The organism is Shinella sp., assembly GCF_035998705.1.
Lineage (GTDB): Bacteria > Pseudomonadota > Alphaproteobacteria > Rhizobiales > Rhizobiaceae > Shinella.
On the sequence record NZ_DASYHH010000022.1, the window covers coordinates 114,070 to 129,935 of the forward strand.

At 64.5% G+C, this 15,866-nt stretch carries 15 protein-coding genes; 8 read left to right on the plus strand and 7 right to left on the minus strand.

Annotated features, from left to right (window positions below; genetic code table 11):
* The first annotated feature begins 1 nt into the window (after position 1).
* The gene (locus VGN93_RS17190; RefSeq protein ID WP_327508397.1) at positions 2-2,074 is read left to right on the plus strand and encodes a hypothetical protein; all 2,073 of its coding nucleotides are present in this window, start codon (positions 2-4) and stop codon (positions 2,072-2,074) included.
* Between the two features lie 191 nt (positions 2,075-2,265).
* Positions 2,266-2,802 (plus strand): glyoxalase superfamily protein, encoded by a 537-nt coding sequence (locus VGN93_RS17195; protein WP_327508398.1) that lies wholly within the window; start codon positions 2,266-2,268, stop codon positions 2,800-2,802.
* Here VGN93_RS17195 and VGN93_RS17200 read toward each other — a convergent pair whose 3' ends face one another.
* Entirely contained in the window at positions 2,803-3,330 is a 528-nt protein-coding gene (locus VGN93_RS17200; protein WP_327508901.1) for an N-acetyltransferase, read from the minus strand.
* Positions 3,331-3,604: 274 nt separating this feature from the next.
* Between VGN93_RS17200 and VGN93_RS17205 the strand changes: the two genes are divergently transcribed.
* The gene (locus VGN93_RS17205; RefSeq protein WP_327508902.1) at positions 3,605-4,591 is read left to right on the plus strand and encodes a glutathione S-transferase family protein; all 987 of its coding nucleotides are present in this window, start codon (positions 3,605-3,607) and stop codon (positions 4,589-4,591) included.
* 3 nt (positions 4,592-4,594) lie between these two features.
* Here VGN93_RS17205 and VGN93_RS17210 read toward each other — a convergent pair whose 3' ends face one another.
* On the minus strand, positions 4,595-5,098 hold the full coding sequence (locus tag VGN93_RS17210) for an NUDIX domain-containing protein (RefSeq protein WP_327508399.1): 504 nt from the start codon (positions 5,096-5,098) through the stop codon (positions 4,595-4,597).
* A 110-nt stretch (positions 5,099-5,208) separates the two neighbouring features.
* Between VGN93_RS17210 and VGN93_RS17215 the strand changes: the two genes are divergently transcribed.
* From VGN93_RS17215 to VGN93_RS17230, 4 genes are all read left to right on the plus strand, one after another.
* A complete protein-coding gene (locus VGN93_RS17215) occupies positions 5,209-6,111 on the plus strand; it encodes a metallophosphoesterase (RefSeq protein WP_327508400.1) in 903 nt (300 codons plus the stop codon).
* Between the two features lie 131 nt (positions 6,112-6,242).
* Positions 6,243-6,875: a tetratricopeptide repeat protein gene (locus VGN93_RS17220; RefSeq protein ID WP_414714101.1), complete on the plus strand. Its 633-nt coding sequence runs from the start codon at positions 6,243-6,245 to the stop codon at positions 6,873-6,875.
* 194 nt (positions 6,876-7,069) lie between these two features.
* Positions 7,070-7,588: an RNA polymerase sigma factor gene (locus VGN93_RS17225; RefSeq protein ID WP_319322784.1), complete on the plus strand. Its 519-nt coding sequence runs from the start codon at positions 7,070-7,072 to the stop codon at positions 7,586-7,588.
* Between the two features lie 2 nt (positions 7,589-7,590).
* Entirely contained in the window at positions 7,591-8,445 is an 855-nt protein-coding gene (locus tag VGN93_RS17230; RefSeq protein WP_327508401.1) for an anti-sigma factor, read from the plus strand.
* Between the two features lie 155 nt (positions 8,446-8,600).
* On the opposite strand, the gene leuA is transcribed toward VGN93_RS17230, so the two are convergent.
* Both leuA and VGN93_RS17240 read right to left on the minus strand, forming a co-directional pair.
* Complete coding sequence (gene leuA / locus VGN93_RS17235) at positions 8,601-10,310, minus strand: 2-isopropylmalate synthase (protein WP_327508402.1); 1,710 nt, start codon at positions 10,308-10,310, stop codon at positions 8,601-8,603.
* Between the two features lie 388 nt (positions 10,311-10,698).
* On the minus strand, positions 10,699-11,277 hold the full coding sequence (locus VGN93_RS17240; protein ID WP_319322790.1) for an ATP-dependent Clp protease proteolytic subunit: 579 nt from the start codon (positions 11,275-11,277) through the stop codon (positions 10,699-10,701).
* Positions 11,278-11,521: 244 nt separating this feature from the next.
* Between VGN93_RS17240 and VGN93_RS17245 the strand changes: the two genes are divergently transcribed.
* A complete protein-coding gene (locus VGN93_RS17245; protein ID WP_327508403.1) occupies positions 11,522-12,100 on the plus strand; it encodes a HupE/UreJ family protein in 579 nt (192 codons plus the stop codon).
* A 32-nt stretch (positions 12,101-12,132) separates the two neighbouring features.
* Here VGN93_RS17245 and queF read toward each other — a convergent pair whose 3' ends face one another.
* The 3 genes from queF to VGN93_RS17260 all read right to left on the minus strand — a co-directional run bounded on the left by queF (position 12,133) and on the right by VGN93_RS17260 (position 15,833).
* On the minus strand, positions 12,133-12,597 hold the full coding sequence (queF, locus tag VGN93_RS17250) for a preQ(1) synthase (protein WP_327508404.1): 465 nt from the start codon (positions 12,595-12,597) through the stop codon (positions 12,133-12,135).
* A gap of 2 nt (positions 12,598-12,599) precedes the next feature.
* Entirely contained in the window at positions 12,600-13,511 is a 912-nt protein-coding gene (locus VGN93_RS17255; RefSeq protein WP_327508405.1) for a cation diffusion facilitator family transporter, read from the minus strand.
* Between the two features lie 132 nt (positions 13,512-13,643).
* The gene (locus tag VGN93_RS17260; protein ID WP_327508406.1) at positions 13,644-15,833 is read right to left on the minus strand and encodes an anthranilate synthase; all 2,190 of its coding nucleotides are present in this window, start codon (positions 15,831-15,833) and stop codon (positions 13,644-13,646) included.
* Positions 15,834-15,866: the final 33 nt, after the last annotated feature.

Genomic DNA, 15,866 nt, shown 5'->3' on the forward strand with positions numbered 1-15,866 from the left:
CATGACCATCCAGTTCTCCCCCTTCCTGCCCTGGATCGCCATCGCCCTGATCGCGCTTGCCGGCGTGGCGCTCGCCGCGCTCGGCTTCTGGCGGGGCCTGCGCGGCTCCTTCGTGCGCGCGCTGGCGCTGGCGCTGCTGGTGCTGGCGCTCGCCAACCCGGTCTTCCTGCAGGAGGACCGCGAGGCGCTGACGACCGTCGTGCCCGTCATCGTCGACCGCAGCCAGAGCCAGGACAACGAGGCGCGCACCGCCGCGACCAATGCCGCGCTGGAGGGCCTCAAGGAACGGTTTTCGCGCTACCCGCGCATCGAGCCGCGCATCGTGGAGGCGGGCGACGACGGCACGTCCGACACGCCCTCGACGCGCCTGTTCGACGCCCTCAACGCGGCCATCGCCGACGTGCCGCGTTCACGCGTCGGCGGCGCGATCCTGATCACCGACGGCCAGGTGCACGACATTCCGGAGGCCTCCGCCTTTTCCGGCTTCGACGCGCCGATCCACGGACTGATCACCGGCCGGCCGGACGAATTCGACCGCCGCATCGAGGTGGTGAGCGCCCCGCGCTTCGGCATCGTCGGCGAGCCGCAGGAGCTGAAGTTCCGCGTGGTGGACGATGGCGTGGGCCCGGAGACGGCAGCGCGCGTGACCGTGCGCCTCAACGGCAACGAGATCGCCTCGGAGATCGCCGAGCCCGGCACCGAGCAGCCGCTCGGCTTCACCGTGCCGCGCGGCGGCAACAACATCCTGGAATTCGAGGTGGCCCCCGTCGAAGGTGAAATCACCACGGCGAACAACCGCGCCGTCCATGTCATCGAGGGTATCCGCGAAAACCTGCGCGTGCTGCTGGTCTCCGGCGAACCGCATGCCGGCGAGCGCGCCTGGCGCAACCTGTTGAAGTCCGACACGGCCATCGACCTCGTGCATTTCACCATTTTGCGGCCGCCGGAAAAACAGGACGGCACGCCAATCAACGAATTGTCGCTGATCGCCTTCCCGACGCGCGAACTCTTCGTCGACAAGATCAACGAGTTCGACCTGATCATCTTCGACCGCTACCAGCACCGCGGCGTGCTGCCGATCCTCTACTACGACAACATCGCGCAATATGTCGAAAACGGCGGCGCGCTGCTGATCGCGGCGGGGCCGGAACATGCGGGCAATGATTCGATCGCCAGCACGCCGCTGTCCGTCGTGCTGCCGGCCAACCCGACCGGCTCGATGAACGAAGCGGCCTTCTATCCGCGCCTGTCCGAACAGGGCCGCAAGCACCCCGTCACCCGCGGCCTCGAAGGGGCCGGCGAAGAGCCGCCGCACTGGGGCCGCTGGTTCCGCACCGTCGACGTTCAGCGCCCGGAGGGCAATGTCGTGATGGAGGCGAACGAGGGCAAGCCGCTGCTCGTGCTCAACCGCGCCGGCAAGGGCCGCGTCGCCATGCTGCTCTCCGACCAGGGCTGGCTCTGGGCGCGCGGCTTCGAGGGCGGCGGCCCGCATGTCTCGCTCTATCGCCGCACCGCCCATTGGCTGATGCAGGAGCCGGCGCTGGAAGAGGAGGCGCTGACGGCGCGCACCTTCGGCCGCACCTTGCAGATCAACCGCCAGACGATCGGCGATGCGCCCGGCGAAGCGACGCTGAAGCTGCCCTCCGGCGCCACGCAGCAGGTGGCGCTCACCGAAGCCGAGCCCGGCCTCTACCGCGCCGAAGTGCCGACCACCGAGACGGGCCTCTACGAGATCGCCAATGACGATCTGAGCGCGCTCGTGCATGTCGGCGCGGTCGATGCGCCGGAATTCAAGGCGACGATCTCCACGACGGAAACGCTCAAGCCGATCGCCGACGCCACCAGGGGTACGGTGCGTCGCCTCGTCGACGAGAACGGCGACGCGATCACGCTGCCGCCGCTCTTGCCGGTCACCGGTCAGGTGCGCACGGCGGACGAGAACCGCCTGTCGCTGCGCATGACGGACGAGACCGTGCTGAAGGGCATCAATTCGCTGCCGCTCTTTGCCGGTTTTGCCGGCGTCGGCCTGCTGCTGCTCGCCTTCTCCGCCACCTGGTATCGCGAAGGGCGCTGACCGCTTTTCGGCTGGAATCGCCTGCGCCGTTCGGCTAGTCTGGCCGCACGGCCGGAGGCGGCCGGCAGACCCGCGCCTTTCCAAGGCATGGCGAACGCCTCCCCCAAAACCTTTCTCCCCCGTTCATCGTCGGGCGAAGGCGTCGGCAATGCGGGCACTGACGAAGACTTCGCCGGAGATGAGGAACGGATATGCGCGACTATCGCGATGCCAAGACCATGGCAAAAACCCTGCGGGAGGCGCTCGCCGCCCGCACGATCGAAATCACCCATAGCGAAGCGCTGGAAATCGTCGCCCGCCAGTTCGGCGTCGAGACGTGGAACATCCTGTCCGCGAAAATCGAGGTCAAACCGACGGCCGGCGGACCGCAATTCGAGCAGGCCGTGCCGATCGTGCGCATCTTCGATGTGGCGAAGGCGCACGAATTCTACCTCGGCTTCCTCGGCTTTTCGGTCGACTGGGAGCACCGCTACGGCGACAATTTCCCGCTCTACACCCAGGTGTCACGCGCCGGCCTACGGCTGCATCTCTCCGAACATGCGGGCGACGCCACGCCGGGCGGCAACATGGTCGTCTACATGAAGGGCATCCGCGGCTTCCAGAAGGAGCTGATCGGCAAGGACTACCGCTACATGAAGCCGGGGCTGGAGGATGAAGGCTCGCGGTGGGAGGTGACGGTGACCGACCCCTTCCAGAACCGCATCCGCTTCATGGAATTGAAGGACTGATCAATCCCGGCGAGGGGCTTGCCCCTCGTCGCACCGCCAGGCAATCACGCCCTTCAGCCGTTCATGCGTATCCGCCGCAAACGGCATGACCAGCACCCGGGCCGGGTCGACCGGGCCTGGAAATGTCAGCGCGTTCCACGCGACCTTCTCGAAGCCGAGCGGGCCGTAATAGGGCGGATCACCGACGAGGACCACGGCTTCCGAGCCCTTGCGCCTGGCGGCGGCACAGGCGATGCGTAGCAGTTCACGGCCGATGCCCTGGTTCTTGTGCGACGGGCGCACGGCGAGCGGGCCGAGCAGGTGGCCCTTGACGCCACCGGCCAGCACCGGCGTCATGCGCACGGAGGCGATCGTCTCGCCGTCATCGGTGCAGATGAAGGAGAGCGAGTGGTCGTGCGGTCCCTGCTCGCGGATGCGGGCGGCGGCGCGCACATGCCGGCCGGGGCCGAAGGCTTCTTCGTTGATATGTTCGATGGCCGCGTCGTGGGACGCATCTTCCGTGAGGTAGACGAGATCGTGCTTGAGCATGTTCATGGGAAGCGAGAAACCGTATGCGAAGCTGTGGATGCGGGTGATCGCGCACCGTCGAGGGGTGCGTGCAGGGGCATCAGCGTCGTCGTGGGCTTCCCGGGTGGAACATTCGTTCGTCTTCCTCGCCGGCCAATTGCCGGTTCTGACCAGCGCGGATAGCAGAAAATCGCCGCTTGTCAAAGAGCAAAACGCACTGTTCATCAAAATGCGCCTATCAACGCCCCGCCCATGCGCTATCTAGGAGCGAAGTTTGGCGGCAAAGGAAAAGATCATGGGCATGCTGGTGGACGGCGTCTGGCACGACGCCTGGTACGATACGAAGGCGACGAAGGGCCGTTTCGAGCGCGCCGCCTCGCAGTTCCGCAACTGGATCACGCCGGATGGCGCGCCCGGTCCCTCGGGCGAAGGCGGTTTTGCCGCGGAAGCCGGCCGCTACCACCTCTACGTCTCCTATGCCTGCCCCTGGGCACACCGCACGCTGATCTTCCGCAAGCTGAAGAAGCTGGAGGACCTGATCACCGTTTCGGTCGTCGACCCGCTGATGCTGGCCAAGGGCTGGGAATTCAAGGGCGAGAACGGCGGTACGCTCGATCCGCTGTTCGGCGCGTCCGCGCTCTACGAGGTCTACCAGAAGGCCGACCCGCGCTATTCCGGCCGCGTCACGGTGCCCGTCCTCTGGGACAAGAAGCAGAGCCGCATGGTCTCCAACGAATCGGCCGAGATCATCCGCATGTTCAACACCGCCTTCGACGGCCTCACCGGCTCGCGCGACGATTTTTATCCGCAAGACCTGCGTGCCGAGATCGATGCGCTGAACGACACGATCTACAACAGCGTCAACAACGGCGTCTACAAGGCAGGCTTTGCGACGACGCAGGCTGCCTATGACGACAGCGTCGTGAAAATCTTCGAAACGCTGGACAGCCTCGAAGATCGGCTTTCCAAAAAACGCTACCTCACCGGCGACCGCATCACCGAGGCCGACTGGCGGCTCTTCACGACACTGGTGCGCTTCGATCCGGTCTATGTCGGCCACTTCAAGTGCAACATCCGCCGCATCGCCGATTACCCAAACCTTTCCGGCTATTTGCGCGAGCTCTACCAGGTGCCGGGCATCGCCGGGACGGTGAACATGCGCCACATCAAGGAGCACTATTACCGCTCCCACACGACGATCAACCCGACGGGCATCGTGCCCATTGGCCCCGAGATCGACCTCGACGCGCCGCATGGACGGGAACGGCTGAAGGCCGCCTGACTCTCACCAGAAATCCGCAAACGGCGCGCGGCCGGCGAGTTCCTCCAGCCGCCGGCTTGTGGCCAGCGTGGTGGCGACCGGCAGCGCATCCAGCGCGAAGAAGCCCGCTTCGACGATCTCGCGGTCCTTGAGGCGCGGCGCGGTCTGCGTGACGCGATCGCAGCGATAGAGCAGCACATGGTCGCGCCGGCTGGTCTGTCGGTTGAAATAGACATGCACGAGCGCTGGCGGCGCACCGAGGGCGAGGTTGCCCTCTTCCCGCATCTCCTTCTCCAGCGCCACCAGCGCCGTCTCGCCGCGCTCTATGCCGCCGCCCGGCAGGTGCCAGCCGGGCACATAGCTGTGGCGCACCAGGAAGATGCGGCCGGTCTCGTCGAAACAGGCGGCGCGCACGCCCATCGTCATGCCGCGGGCAAGCGCGAAGTAACCATGCGCCATGCGCATCACCAGCCGCGCGAGGAGGCGGCGGGTCGGCGGCGTGGCGCTGATCGGGGTGTCGTGTTCCATTCTGGCACTTCGCCGGAACCTTTGGGCCAAATCAAGTCTTGCAGCGTCAAAGCGTCGCGAATATCCACGCCTTGCGTTTCCCTTAACGGCCTTATGCTCTAAGGAAAGGTATGTTCAGACTTGCCCATATATCGGACGTCCATCTCGGGCCGCTGCCCGCCCTGACGTTCCTGGAGCTGTTTTCCAAGCGCATCACCGGCTTCGTCAACTGGCACCGCAACCGCCGCCGCCACCTCTTCACCAACACGCTCGACCTCGTTCTGGAAGATGTGGAGCGGCGTGACCCGGACCATCTGGCGATCACCGGCGACCTCGTGAACCTCGCCTCCTCGCTCGAGATCGCGGCCGTGAAGAAATGGCTGCCGGAGGCCGGCACGCCGGAAAACGTCTCGGTCGTGCCGGGCAACCACGACGCCTATGTGCGCGGCGCCTACGAGAAATCGACGCGCGCCTGGTATCCCTACATGCGTGGCGACGCGGCCCCCGCCGAATGGGAAGAGGACGTGCACGTCTTTCCCTATCTGCGCGTGCGTGGCCAGGTGGCGATCATCGGCTGCTCGACGGCCGTCGCCACGCCGCCGTTTTCCGCGTCGGGCTATTATGGCGGCCGGCAGGCGCGCGAGGCGGTCAATATGCTGCGCGCCGCGGGTGAAGCCGGCCTCTTCCGCGTCGTGCTGATCCACCATCCGCCGATCCGCGGCGCGACCTCGTTCCACAAGCGCATGATCGGCATCCGCCGCTTCGCCGCCACCATCTCCACCGGCGGCGCAGAGCTCGTGCTGCACGGCCATACCCATCTCAACACCGTGCACTGGCTGCCCGGCCAGACGAAGCAGGTGCCGGTCGTGGGCATCGCATCGGCCTCGCAGGGGCCGGGCGGTCACAAGCCGCCGGCCGGCTACAATCTCTTCTCGATTTCCGGTGCGCCGGGCAACTGGAACGTCCTGCGCGAACGCTACGCGCTGACCCAGGACGGCCTCGCGCTGACGCTTGCCGAGACGACGCGTTTCTAAAGCCAGGGCGAATAAATCCCTCGCGCCATCCGTAACAACTCCTCAGAGAGACCTGCCCTGTGATACAAAAAGGAGCGGGTCCGTTAGAGACGGCCAGCGCCCGGCAGACGATCCGATCGAGAGGGGAACCCATGACCATGCTTCGCCACACCATGCTGCTTTCATTCTGCGCCGCCGTCTCGCTGACGGCGCTTTCGGCCGCCCGCGCAGCGGATTCTGACACCACGACGCCGCCGGTCGCCACCGAGACGACGACCACCTGCACGGACGGCAAGATCTGGAACGAGGAAAAGAAGGAATGCCTCGCGCCGGAAGACCTGAAGCCGGCGGAAGTGACGCCGACCGAAGGCACGCCGGCCGAGGAAAAGCCGCCGGAAGCCGAAGAAAAGAAGAGCCAGCGCGATATCGACGACACGCTCTATGAAGCGGCGCGCGAATTCGCCTATGCCGGCCAGTACGAGAATGCGCTGCGCGCACTGCGTGCTGCCTCCGACCAGGAGGATCCGCGCATCCTCAACTACATGGGCTACAACACGCGCAAACTCGGCGACATGCAACTCGGCATGACCTACTACAAGCGCGCCCTGCAAAAGGACGAGAACTACATCCTCGCCCGCTCCTATATGGGCCAGGCCCTGATCGAACAGGGCGACATCGAGGGTGCCCGCGTCCAGCTCGTCGAAATCCGCGATCGCGGCGGCGAGAACACCTGGGCTTACCGCGCCCTGCTCCAGTCGCTCGGCGGCGAGCGCACCACTTACTGACATCGCTGGCGGCGTCGTCCGAAAACGGGACGGCGCCGGCCAACAAAAGATCAATCGTTCAGGGAACGCAGGAAACTGCGCTCCGGGTTGCCGTTCATGCTTGCAGAGCTTAGGAAGAATGTTTCATATCAGACACTCGCTACCCACCCGGGGGCGAATAGAGTTTTGATCCCGAACGTTTCCTTGGAAAAGCAATGCGTCCGACGGCAGAATCGAATGAGTTCCGACGAGAATTGGTCAATTTGCTGCCGAAGCTGCGTCGTTTCGCCATGACACTGACGCGCAACGGCAGCGATGCCGACGATCTTGTGCAGGAGGCATGCGAGAGAGCCATCACGCGAAGCCATCTCTGGAACGGGGAAGGCCGGCTGGAAAGCTGGGTTTATGCCATGACGCGCAATCTCTGGGTGGACGAAATCCGCAAGCGAAAGGTCCGCACAGGGTCCGGCACGGTAGATGTTGCCGAGCAGGATAGCCTGCATGTCGAGGCATCAGCGGACAAGGCGGTCTATGCCAAGCAGTTGCACAAGTTGATCATGACCATGCCGGAAGGCCTTTCGAGCGTCTTCCTCCTGGTGAATGTCGAAGGCCATAGCTACCGGGAGGCGGCGGATATCCTGGGGATACCGATCGGCACCGTGATGAGCCGGCTTTCGGCGGCCCGCATCAGGCTTGCGGCCATGATCTCCGAACAAATGGAAAGGAGGGCCTGATCGTGGAAAGCACACAGGGTCTTCCGCTCGAAGTACGTTTGTCGGCCTATCTCGACGGCCAGCTTCCGGATGCGGAAGTAGACGAAATCAACGCCATCCTCGCCGAGGACGACGACGCGCGCGGCGTCTACGAAAAATTGAAGCTCGGCAGCGAATTCGGCGCCCGCGCCTTCGACAGGCTGTTGCAGGAACCGATCCCGCTCGATCTGGTGCGCAACATCAAGGACGCCGGCAAGACCGAGGATGAACCGCCGAAATCGGGTTTCGCCGCCATTCCGGTCGCCACCGCCGCGCCGCGCCGCGCCTCGCCGTTCTGGCCGAAGGCGCTTGCCGCCTCGATGGCGCTGTTCATCGCCGGCGGTGCCGCCGGCTACCTCGTCTCCGAGCAGCGCAACGCCGCGCAGGAAGTCGCCTCCACCCAGTTCGCCCCTGCTCGTACCTGGCTCGACGACATCGCCGACTATCACCGCATTTATGCGCGCCAGACGCGCCATCTCGTGGAAGTGCCGGCAAGCGATCAGGAGCACATCGTCGAATGGCTATCGGCCAGCACCGGCGTGAATTTCGCCCTGCCCGACCTGTCCGGCCAGAACCTCACATTCGAGGGCGCGCGCCTGCTGGTCGCCGGCGGCAAGCCGACCGCCCAGCTTCTCTACCGCAACGCCGAAAACGAGATCTTTGCCATCTGCTTCCTCAAGAGCGACCCGGTCGAGGGCGCAACCGCGCTCGCCGAGAGCATGCGCAACGACATCGGCCTCGTCTCCTGGCAGAAGGGCAACGCCTCCTACGTGGTGGTCGGCCCCTCGGCGGATCCCGGCCTCGAACGGCTGGCGGAGACGGTTTCGGCGTCGATCTGACGGCAAAACGCAACCGGCCGGATTCGTTGGAATCCATAGCCACGCGACGTGGCCAGCCAAAAGCCGGGTCGCGACCGGCATTCCGTAAGGTTCTGATACAAGAAACCCCGGCCGCAAGGCGACCGGGGCGTATCAGGCTGTGACGCGAAAACGGCTCAGCCGCGGATCGTGAGCACGCGGTTGGCGGCGGACACGATCGCTTCGAGCGAGGCCGTCACGATGTTGGTGTTGATGCCGACGCCGAACAGTTTTCCGCCCGGATGCTCGACTTCCACATAGGCGATGGCGGCGGCGTTCGAACCGTGCTGGAGCGAGTGCTCGGAATAATCCGCCACCGACATCGGGATGCCGAGATAGATCGACAGCGCGTTGATGAAGCCGTCGATCGGGCCGGTGCCCTTGCCTTCGATGCGCTTCGTCTCGCCGCCGTCGGTGACCTCGGCCGCAACGATGCGCGTGCCCTTCTGGCCGGCGTCGTCCGGATAGGTGTGGTGATCGACGAAGCGGATCCGCGTGCCGGGCTGCGTGACGTAGCGCTCGAGGAAGCTCTCGTGGATGCGTTTCGAGGGCAGCTCGACGCCCTCCTCGTCGGTGATGCGCTGGATCTCCTCGCGGAACTCCACCTGCAGATTGCGCGGCAGGTTGATGCCGTAGTCTGCCTGCAGGATATAGGCGATGCCGCCCTTGCCGGACTGCGAGTTGATGCGGATGATCGCCTCGTAGGAACGGCCGACATCCTGCGGGTCGATCGGCAGGTAGGGCACTTCCCAGAGCGGCTTGTTGGCGTGTTTGATCGCCTTCATGCCCTTGTTGATCGCATCCTGGTGCGAGCCGGAGAAGGCGGTATAGACCAGCTCGCCGACATAGGGGTGGCGCTCCGGAATGGCCATCTCGTTGGAATATTCGTAGACCGCCTTGATGCGCTCGATATCCGAGCAGTCGAGCTTCGGATCGATGCCTTGCGTGTACATGTTGAGCGCCAGCGTCACGACGTCGACATTGCCGGTGCGCTCGCCGTTGCCGAACAGCGTGCCTTCGACGCGGTCCGCACCCGCCATCAAGGCGAGTTCGGTGGCGGCGATGCCGGTGCCGCGGTCGTTGTGCGGGTGCAGCGAGATGATGACGTTCTCGCGGTTGTCGATGTTGCGGCACATCCATTCGATCTGGTCGGCATAGATGTTCGGCGTTGCCATCTCGACGGTCGACGGCAGATTGAGGATCAGCTTGTTGTCGGCCGTCGGCTTGACGATCTCGACGACCGCGTTGCAGATCTCCAGCGCCACTTCCAGCTCGGTGCCGGTAAAGCTCTCCGGCGAATATTCGAAGCGGTAACCGCCGCCGGCCTTGGCGGCCATGTCGGTGATCATCTTGGCGGCGTCGGTCGCGATCTGCTTGATGCCGTGGACGTCCTTGGCGAAGACCACGCGGCGCTGCAACTCGCTGGTGGAGTTGTAGAAGTGGATGATCGGGTTATACGCGCCTTCCAGCGCCTCGAAGGTGCGGGTGATCAGCTCCGGCCGGCACTGCACCAGCACCTGCAACGAGACATCCTTCGGCACGTTGCCCTGTTCGACGCACCAGCGGGCGAAGTCGAAATCGGTCTGGGATGCGGAGGGGAAACCGATCTCGATTTCCTTGAAACCCATGTCGAGCAGGAGCTGGAACATGCGGGCCTTGCGGTCGTGGCCCATCGGGTTGATCAGCGACTGGTTGCCGTCGCGCAGGTCCACCGAACACCAGATCGGCGCCTCGGTGATCACCTTGCCGGGCCAGGTGCGGTCCGGGATGTTGATGGTCGGGTAGGCCTGGTACTTGACGGCGGCCTCGGGCATGCCCTGCTTGGGTGTATGGGTCTTCAAAATCATCGTCTTCGTCTCTTCGTCGTCCCGGCATTCGCGAAAGCGTCTTAGCGCAAGCGTGCGCATTTTGCGACGGCGAATGCTGGCCTTGGGCGGCCAAACCGGAATTAATGCGTAGGGTGAAACGAGGAGCTATGGCCGGGCGGGCTTTGTCGGCCGCCGGGCGCTCCTCAACGAACCCGGCAACCGCGCGTAAGGCCGAGAAGAAGAAGCGAGGAGAAGCCGCGCGAACGCTCGCGAACAGCTGCGCTGCCGCGGGAAACTCGTTCGATGATCTGTGCGCTGGTCTTCAACATGAGGCCGTCTATACCGGCGGGAGGCGCAAAGCGCAAGCGCCCAAAAGAAAAAGCCCTCCACGACGGGAGGGCTTCGTCAATTCGGAAAGGCAAAAGCCTCAGATATCGCCCTGCGAGGTGACGATGCGCGAGACCAGGCCGTAGCTCTTGGCCTCTTCGGCCGAAAGCCAGTAGTCGCGGTCCGTGTCCTTGGCGATCTTCTCGATCGGCTGGCCCGTGGCATCCGCGAAGATCTTGTTCAGGCGCTCGTTCATCTTGATGATTTCGCGGGCCTGGATCTCGATGTCGGATGCCATGCCGCGGGTGCCGCCCGACGGTTGGTGAAGGAGGAAGCGGGTGTTCGGCAGGCAAAGCCGGCGTTCCTTCGGCGTCGCGACATAGATCAGCGCACCGGCGGAGGCGACCCAGCCCGTGCCGATCATCCAGACCTTCGGCTTGATGAACTTGATCATGTCATGGATCGAATCGCCCGATTCGACATGGCCGCCCGGCGAATTCACGTAGATGCGGATGTCCTCGTCGCTGGCGGCGGCGAGCGCCACGAGCTGCGAGCAGACCTTCTGCGCCAGTTCCTGGTTGATCGGCCCATAGATGAAGATCGAACGCGACTTGAAAAGGTTCGCCTCCGTTTCCTTGCCCAGGGGCAGTTCCGTCTTCTTGTCGTCCTCGTCGCTCATGCAAAATCTCCGATTGCTCGTCAGAATAGTCCTGTCGCTGTCAGATAATGCGACTCACCGGCCAAGACAATGCAACAAAACCGATAGCGCGCGATAGAGCACGTCCGCGCCACCGGAAAACAGGGTAAATGCGACCGCTCGTACCTTACCTAATTTGCGTATGGACTTGCCGGGAGCCTAGCTCCTAGGATGCGGTTCTCATTGACGAAACGCCGGGGCTCCCGCCGGCGCAACAGGGGATATCATGATCAGACGCATCGCGCTTGCGCTCGCCGCACTCGCCGCCACCGCGGCACCGGCCCTCGCCCATCTCGACCCGCAGGAGCACGGCTCCTTCATGGCCGGCGTCTCGCACCCGCTGTTCGGCCTCGACCATATCCTTGTCATGGTCGCCGTCGGCCTCTGGGCGGCGCAGATCGGCGGCAGGGCGCTGTGGGCCGTGCCGACCGCCTTCGTCGCGACCATGGCGCTCGGCTTCGGCCTTGCGCTCGCCGGCATCGACCTGCCCTTCGTCGAGCCCGCCATCCTCGCTTCGGTCGTGGCGCTCGGCCTGCTCGTCGCCATGGCGGTGAAGCTCGACACGGTCGTGTCGGCCGCGATCGTCGCCGTCTTCGCGCTCTTCCACGGCCATGCCCATGGCGGCGAGCTCGGCTCGGCCGGCGCGCTGTCCTTCGGCATCGGCTTCGTCATCGCGACCGCGCTGCTGCATGGCGCCGGCATCGGCCTCGGTCTCGGCATCGCGCGGCTTTCCGGAGGCGCGATCGCGGCCCGCATCATCGGCGGCGCAACGGCACTCGCCGGCCTCGCCCTCGCCTTCGGCTGATCTTTAGGGGGCGGCGGGCAACTGCCGCCGCTTCATCCGCGACCGCGATAGGGCTGCACGCCCTGGTCCGGAATCCAGACGTCTTGCGGCGCCTCGCCCGTCTGCCAGAACACATCGATCGGAATGCCGCCGCGCGGATACCAGTAGGCGCCGATCCTCAGCCATTTCGGCTGCAAGAGATCGACGAGCCGCTTGGCGATGTCGATGGTGCAATCCTCGTGGAAGGCGCCATGGTTGCGGAAGGAATGCAGGTAGAGCTTCAGAGACTTCGATTCGACCAGCCAGCCATCCGGAATGTAGTCGATGACGATATGCGCGAAGTCCGGCTGGCCGGTCATCGGGCAGAGCGAGGTGAATTCCGGTGCCGTGAAGCGCACGACGAAATCCGTGCCGGCATGGTTGCTCGGCACCTTTTCCAGCACCGCGGTTTCCGGATTGACGGGAAGCTCCACCGCCTGGCCCAGTTGCGACAGTCCCGATACGTCCGTCTTGCTCATCGTCATGTCTCCTCGATCTTGACCCTGATACCATGCGCCTTTTCCGTCTCGGGCTCGACATGGATGGCGATCTGCGCGCCGGGCTGCACGGTGCGGATGGCATCCTCCAGCCGGTCGCAGATATCGTGCGCCTGCCCGACCGGCATGGACGCCGGCACGACGAGGTGGAAGTCGACGAAGGTCGCCGAGCCTGCCCGCCTTGTCTTAAGGTCGTGCACGCCGAGCGACCCCACGCCATGGGCGGCGATCGCCGCCTGGATGGCCTCGGCCTCTCCCGGCTCCACCGCATGGTCCATCAGCCCGTCGACCGAATGCGCGATGACCTTCCAGCCCTGATAGAGAATGTTGAGCGCCACCAGCACCGCCAGCAGCGGATCGAGCACTGCATATCCCGTCGCGATCGCCAGCACGAGGCCGACGAGCACGCCAATCGAGGTGACGACGTCGGACAGGATATGCTGGCCATCCGCCGAGAGCGCCGGCGAGCGATAGCGCTTGCCGGCCCGGATCAGCGTAAACGCCCAGATGGCGTTGATGACCGCAGCGAGAAAATTGATGGCAAGACCCATTGCCGGCGCCTCCATCGGCGTCGGCGCCATAACCGCCGGCACTGCCTCCACGATGATCAGCACCGCGGCCACGACGATCAATACACCTTCCAGAACCGCCGAAAGATATTCCGCCTTGTGATGACCGAAGGGGTGTGTCTTGTCCGCCGGCTTGGCGGCAACGGTGATCGCCACGAAGGCGACGATTGCCGCAACGATGTTCACGCTCGATTCAAGCGCGTCCGACAGAAGGGCGACCGATCCCGTCAGCAACCAGGCAGCAAGCTTCAGGCCCATGACGAAGAAAGCGAGAGGAATTCCCCAAAGCGCAAGCCGTTTGACCGTCTTGATATCCGTGTTTTCCATGGCCGTGCTTCCGATGCAGATGCAACCGAGTTGCAAAAATCATGCCGATCAACGCAAAACCGCGCGCACGGGGACGTGCACGCGGTTTTCTCTTGGCCTGCTATCGGCCAGTCCGGCCGTTTTGTCAAAGCGTCAGGCGGCTTTTACCTTGGCTTTTTTGGAGAGGTGCGCCACCACGTTCTCGATCATGCGCATGCCGGCATCCTGGCCGAGCGTCATGATCGATTCCGGATGGAACTGCACCGCGGCGACCGGTTCGCTTGCATGCTCGATGCCCATGATCGTGCCGTCCTCGCTCTCCGCGGTGATGATGAAATCACGCGGCAGGGTCGAGGGATCGGCGAAGATCGAGTGGTAGCGGCCGACAGTGACCTCGCGGCCGAGGCCGGAAAAGACGATGCCGGGCTCCAGCACGCGGATGCGCGACGGCTTGCCGTGCATGGGAATGGCGAGCTGGCGCAGCTCCCCGCCATAGGCCTCGGCAAGCGCCTGGAGACCGAGGCAGACGCCGAAGATCGGCAGGTTCCGGGCGCGCGCCTTCTTGATCGTCGCCTTGCAGTCGAAATCCTTCGGCGTGCCCGGGCCGGGCGACAGCACGACGAGATCCGGCTTCAGACGGTCGAACACCTCCTCCGGCACCGGCGTGCGCACGGTCGTCACATTCGCGCCGGTCTGGCGGAAATAGTTGGCGAGCGTGTGCACGAAGCTGTCCTCGTGATCGACGAGCAGGATATTCACCCCTGCCCCGACCGAGGCGACGTCGCGCTGGACTTTTGCGGAATTGCCGGCCTTGGCGTCACGGATGGCTGCGATCATGGCGGATGCCTTCAGTTCGGTTTCGGCTTCTTCTTCCTGCGGGTTCGAATCGTAGAGCAGCGTGGCGCCGGCCCGCACTTCCGCAATGCCGTCCTTGATGCGGATGGTGCGCAGCGTCAGGCCGGTGTTCATGTCGCCGTTGAAGCCGACCATGCCGATCGCCCCACCATACCATGCGCGCGGGCTCTTCTCATGCGCCTCGATGAAGCGCATCGCCCAGAGCTTCGGCGCACCGGTGACCGTGACCGCCCAGGCATGCGACAGGAAGCCGTCGAAGGCATCCATGTCGTCGCGAAGGCGGCCTTCGATATGATCGACGGTGTGGATGAGGCGCGAATACATCTCGATCTGCCGGCGGCCGATGACCTTGACCGAGCCCGGCTCGCAGACGCGGCTCTTGTCGTTGCGGTCGACGTCCGAGCACATGGTGAGCTCCGACTCGTCCTTCTTCGAATTGAGCAGCTTCAGGATCTGTTCGGAATCGGCGATGGGGTCCTCGCCGCGCTTGATTGTGCCGGAGATCGGGCAGGTCTCGATGCGCCGGCCGGACACGCGCACGAACATTTCCGGCGAGGCGCCGACGAGATATTCCTGGTTGCCGAGATTGATGAAGAAGGAATAGGGCGACGGGTTGATCGCCTTGAGCCGCTTGGAGATCTCCGACGGCTTGCTCTCGCAGCGCTCGAAGAATTTCTGGCCGGGCACCACCTCGAACAGGTCGCCGCGGCGAAAACTCTCCTTCGCCTTGACGACGAGTTCGGCATATTCGCCGGGTCGGTGGTCGCCATGCGGCGGGATCACATCGACCGTCTGGAACGGCTCGGGCTCGATCGCCTCCCCCTTGCCTTCCGTCGAAAGCCCGCCTTTGGCGAAATCATAGCGGTCGATCCAGGCCTTGGCGGCATAGTGGTCGACGACGAGGATCTCGTCCGGCAGGAAGAGCACCATGTCGCGCTGGTCGTCGGAACGCTTCAGCTTCAATTCGATCGCATCGAACTGGAAGGCGAGGTCGTAGCCGAAGGCGCCGTAGAGGCCGAGGCTCGCATCCTGGTCCGAATGGAACAGGTCGGTGACGGCGCGCAGAACGGTGAACACCGTCGACATCTTGGAGCGCTCTTCCTCAGTGAAGACCCGGTCGGGCAGCTTCACGTCGAGATCGAGACGGTTTTTCGTGCGGGCGCCGAGAGCGAGCTCAGGCACGTCGGCCAGGCGATCGGCAATCAGGGAAAGCAGCACTTCGCCGCGCGCATTATAGGCCTCGATCCAGACGGCGCGGCCGAAGGAGGAGATGCCGAGCGGGGGATCGACAACGGCGGTGTCCCAGCGGGTATAACGCCCCGGATATTCGTAGTTCGACGAGAAGACCGCACCGCGCCGCTCGTCGAGCTTGTCGACATAGGCGGAAATCGCGTGCGCATAGTCCGCCGCGCGGCGCCGCCGCGTGACGGTCACGCCGCCCTTCGTCTCGTAGGCTTCCGCGCCGTCTTCCAGGATTTTCGTGGCCATTCCCCAACTCCGTTTCAGGCCCGCTCTCTTGAA

What these genes read in the sequence shown, in the direction of transcription:
- VGN93_RS17190 (WP_327508397.1), top strand. Translation starts at nt 2, where the DNA reads ATGACCATCCAGTTCTCCCCCTTCCTGCCCTGGATCGCCATCGCCCTG.
- VGN93_RS17195 (WP_327508398.1), top strand. Translation starts at nt 2,266, where the DNA reads ATGCGCGACTATCGCGATGCCAAGACCATGGCAAAAACCCTGCGGGAG.
- VGN93_RS17200 (WP_327508901.1), bottom strand. Translation starts at nt 3,330, where the DNA reads ATGCTCAAGCACGATCTCGTCTACCTCACGGAAGATGCGTCCCACGAC.
- VGN93_RS17205 (WP_327508902.1), top strand. Translation starts at nt 3,605, where the DNA reads ATGGGCATGCTGGTGGACGGCGTCTGGCACGACGCCTGGTACGATACG.
- VGN93_RS17210 (WP_327508399.1), bottom strand. Translation starts at nt 5,098, where the DNA reads ATGGAACACGACACCCCGATCAGCGCCACGCCGCCGACCCGCCGCCTC.
- VGN93_RS17215 (WP_327508400.1), top strand. Translation starts at nt 5,209, where the DNA reads ATGTTCAGACTTGCCCATATATCGGACGTCCATCTCGGGCCGCTGCCC.
- VGN93_RS17220 (WP_414714101.1), top strand. Translation starts at nt 6,243, where the DNA reads ATGACCATGCTTCGCCACACCATGCTGCTTTCATTCTGCGCCGCCGTC.
- VGN93_RS17225 (WP_319322784.1), top strand. Translation starts at nt 7,070, where the DNA reads ATGCGTCCGACGGCAGAATCGAATGAGTTCCGACGAGAATTGGTCAAT.
- leuA (WP_327508402.1), bottom strand. Translation starts at nt 10,310, where the DNA reads ATGATTTTGAAGACCCATACACCCAAGCAGGGCATGCCCGAGGCCGCC.
- VGN93_RS17240 (WP_319322790.1), bottom strand. Translation starts at nt 11,277, where the DNA reads ATGAGCGACGAGGACGACAAGAAGACGGAACTGCCCCTGGGCAAGGAA.
- VGN93_RS17245 (WP_327508403.1), top strand. Translation starts at nt 11,522, where the DNA reads ATGATCAGACGCATCGCGCTTGCGCTCGCCGCACTCGCCGCCACCGCG.
- queF (WP_327508404.1), bottom strand. Translation starts at nt 12,597, where the DNA reads ATGAGCAAGACGGACGTATCGGGACTGTCGCAACTGGGCCAGGCGGTG.
- VGN93_RS17255 (WP_327508405.1), bottom strand. Translation starts at nt 13,511, where the DNA reads ATGGAAAACACGGATATCAAGACGGTCAAACGGCTTGCGCTTTGGGGA.
- VGN93_RS17260 (WP_327508406.1), bottom strand. Translation starts at nt 15,833, where the DNA reads ATGGCCACGAAAATCCTGGAAGACGGCGCGGAAGCCTACGAGACGAAG.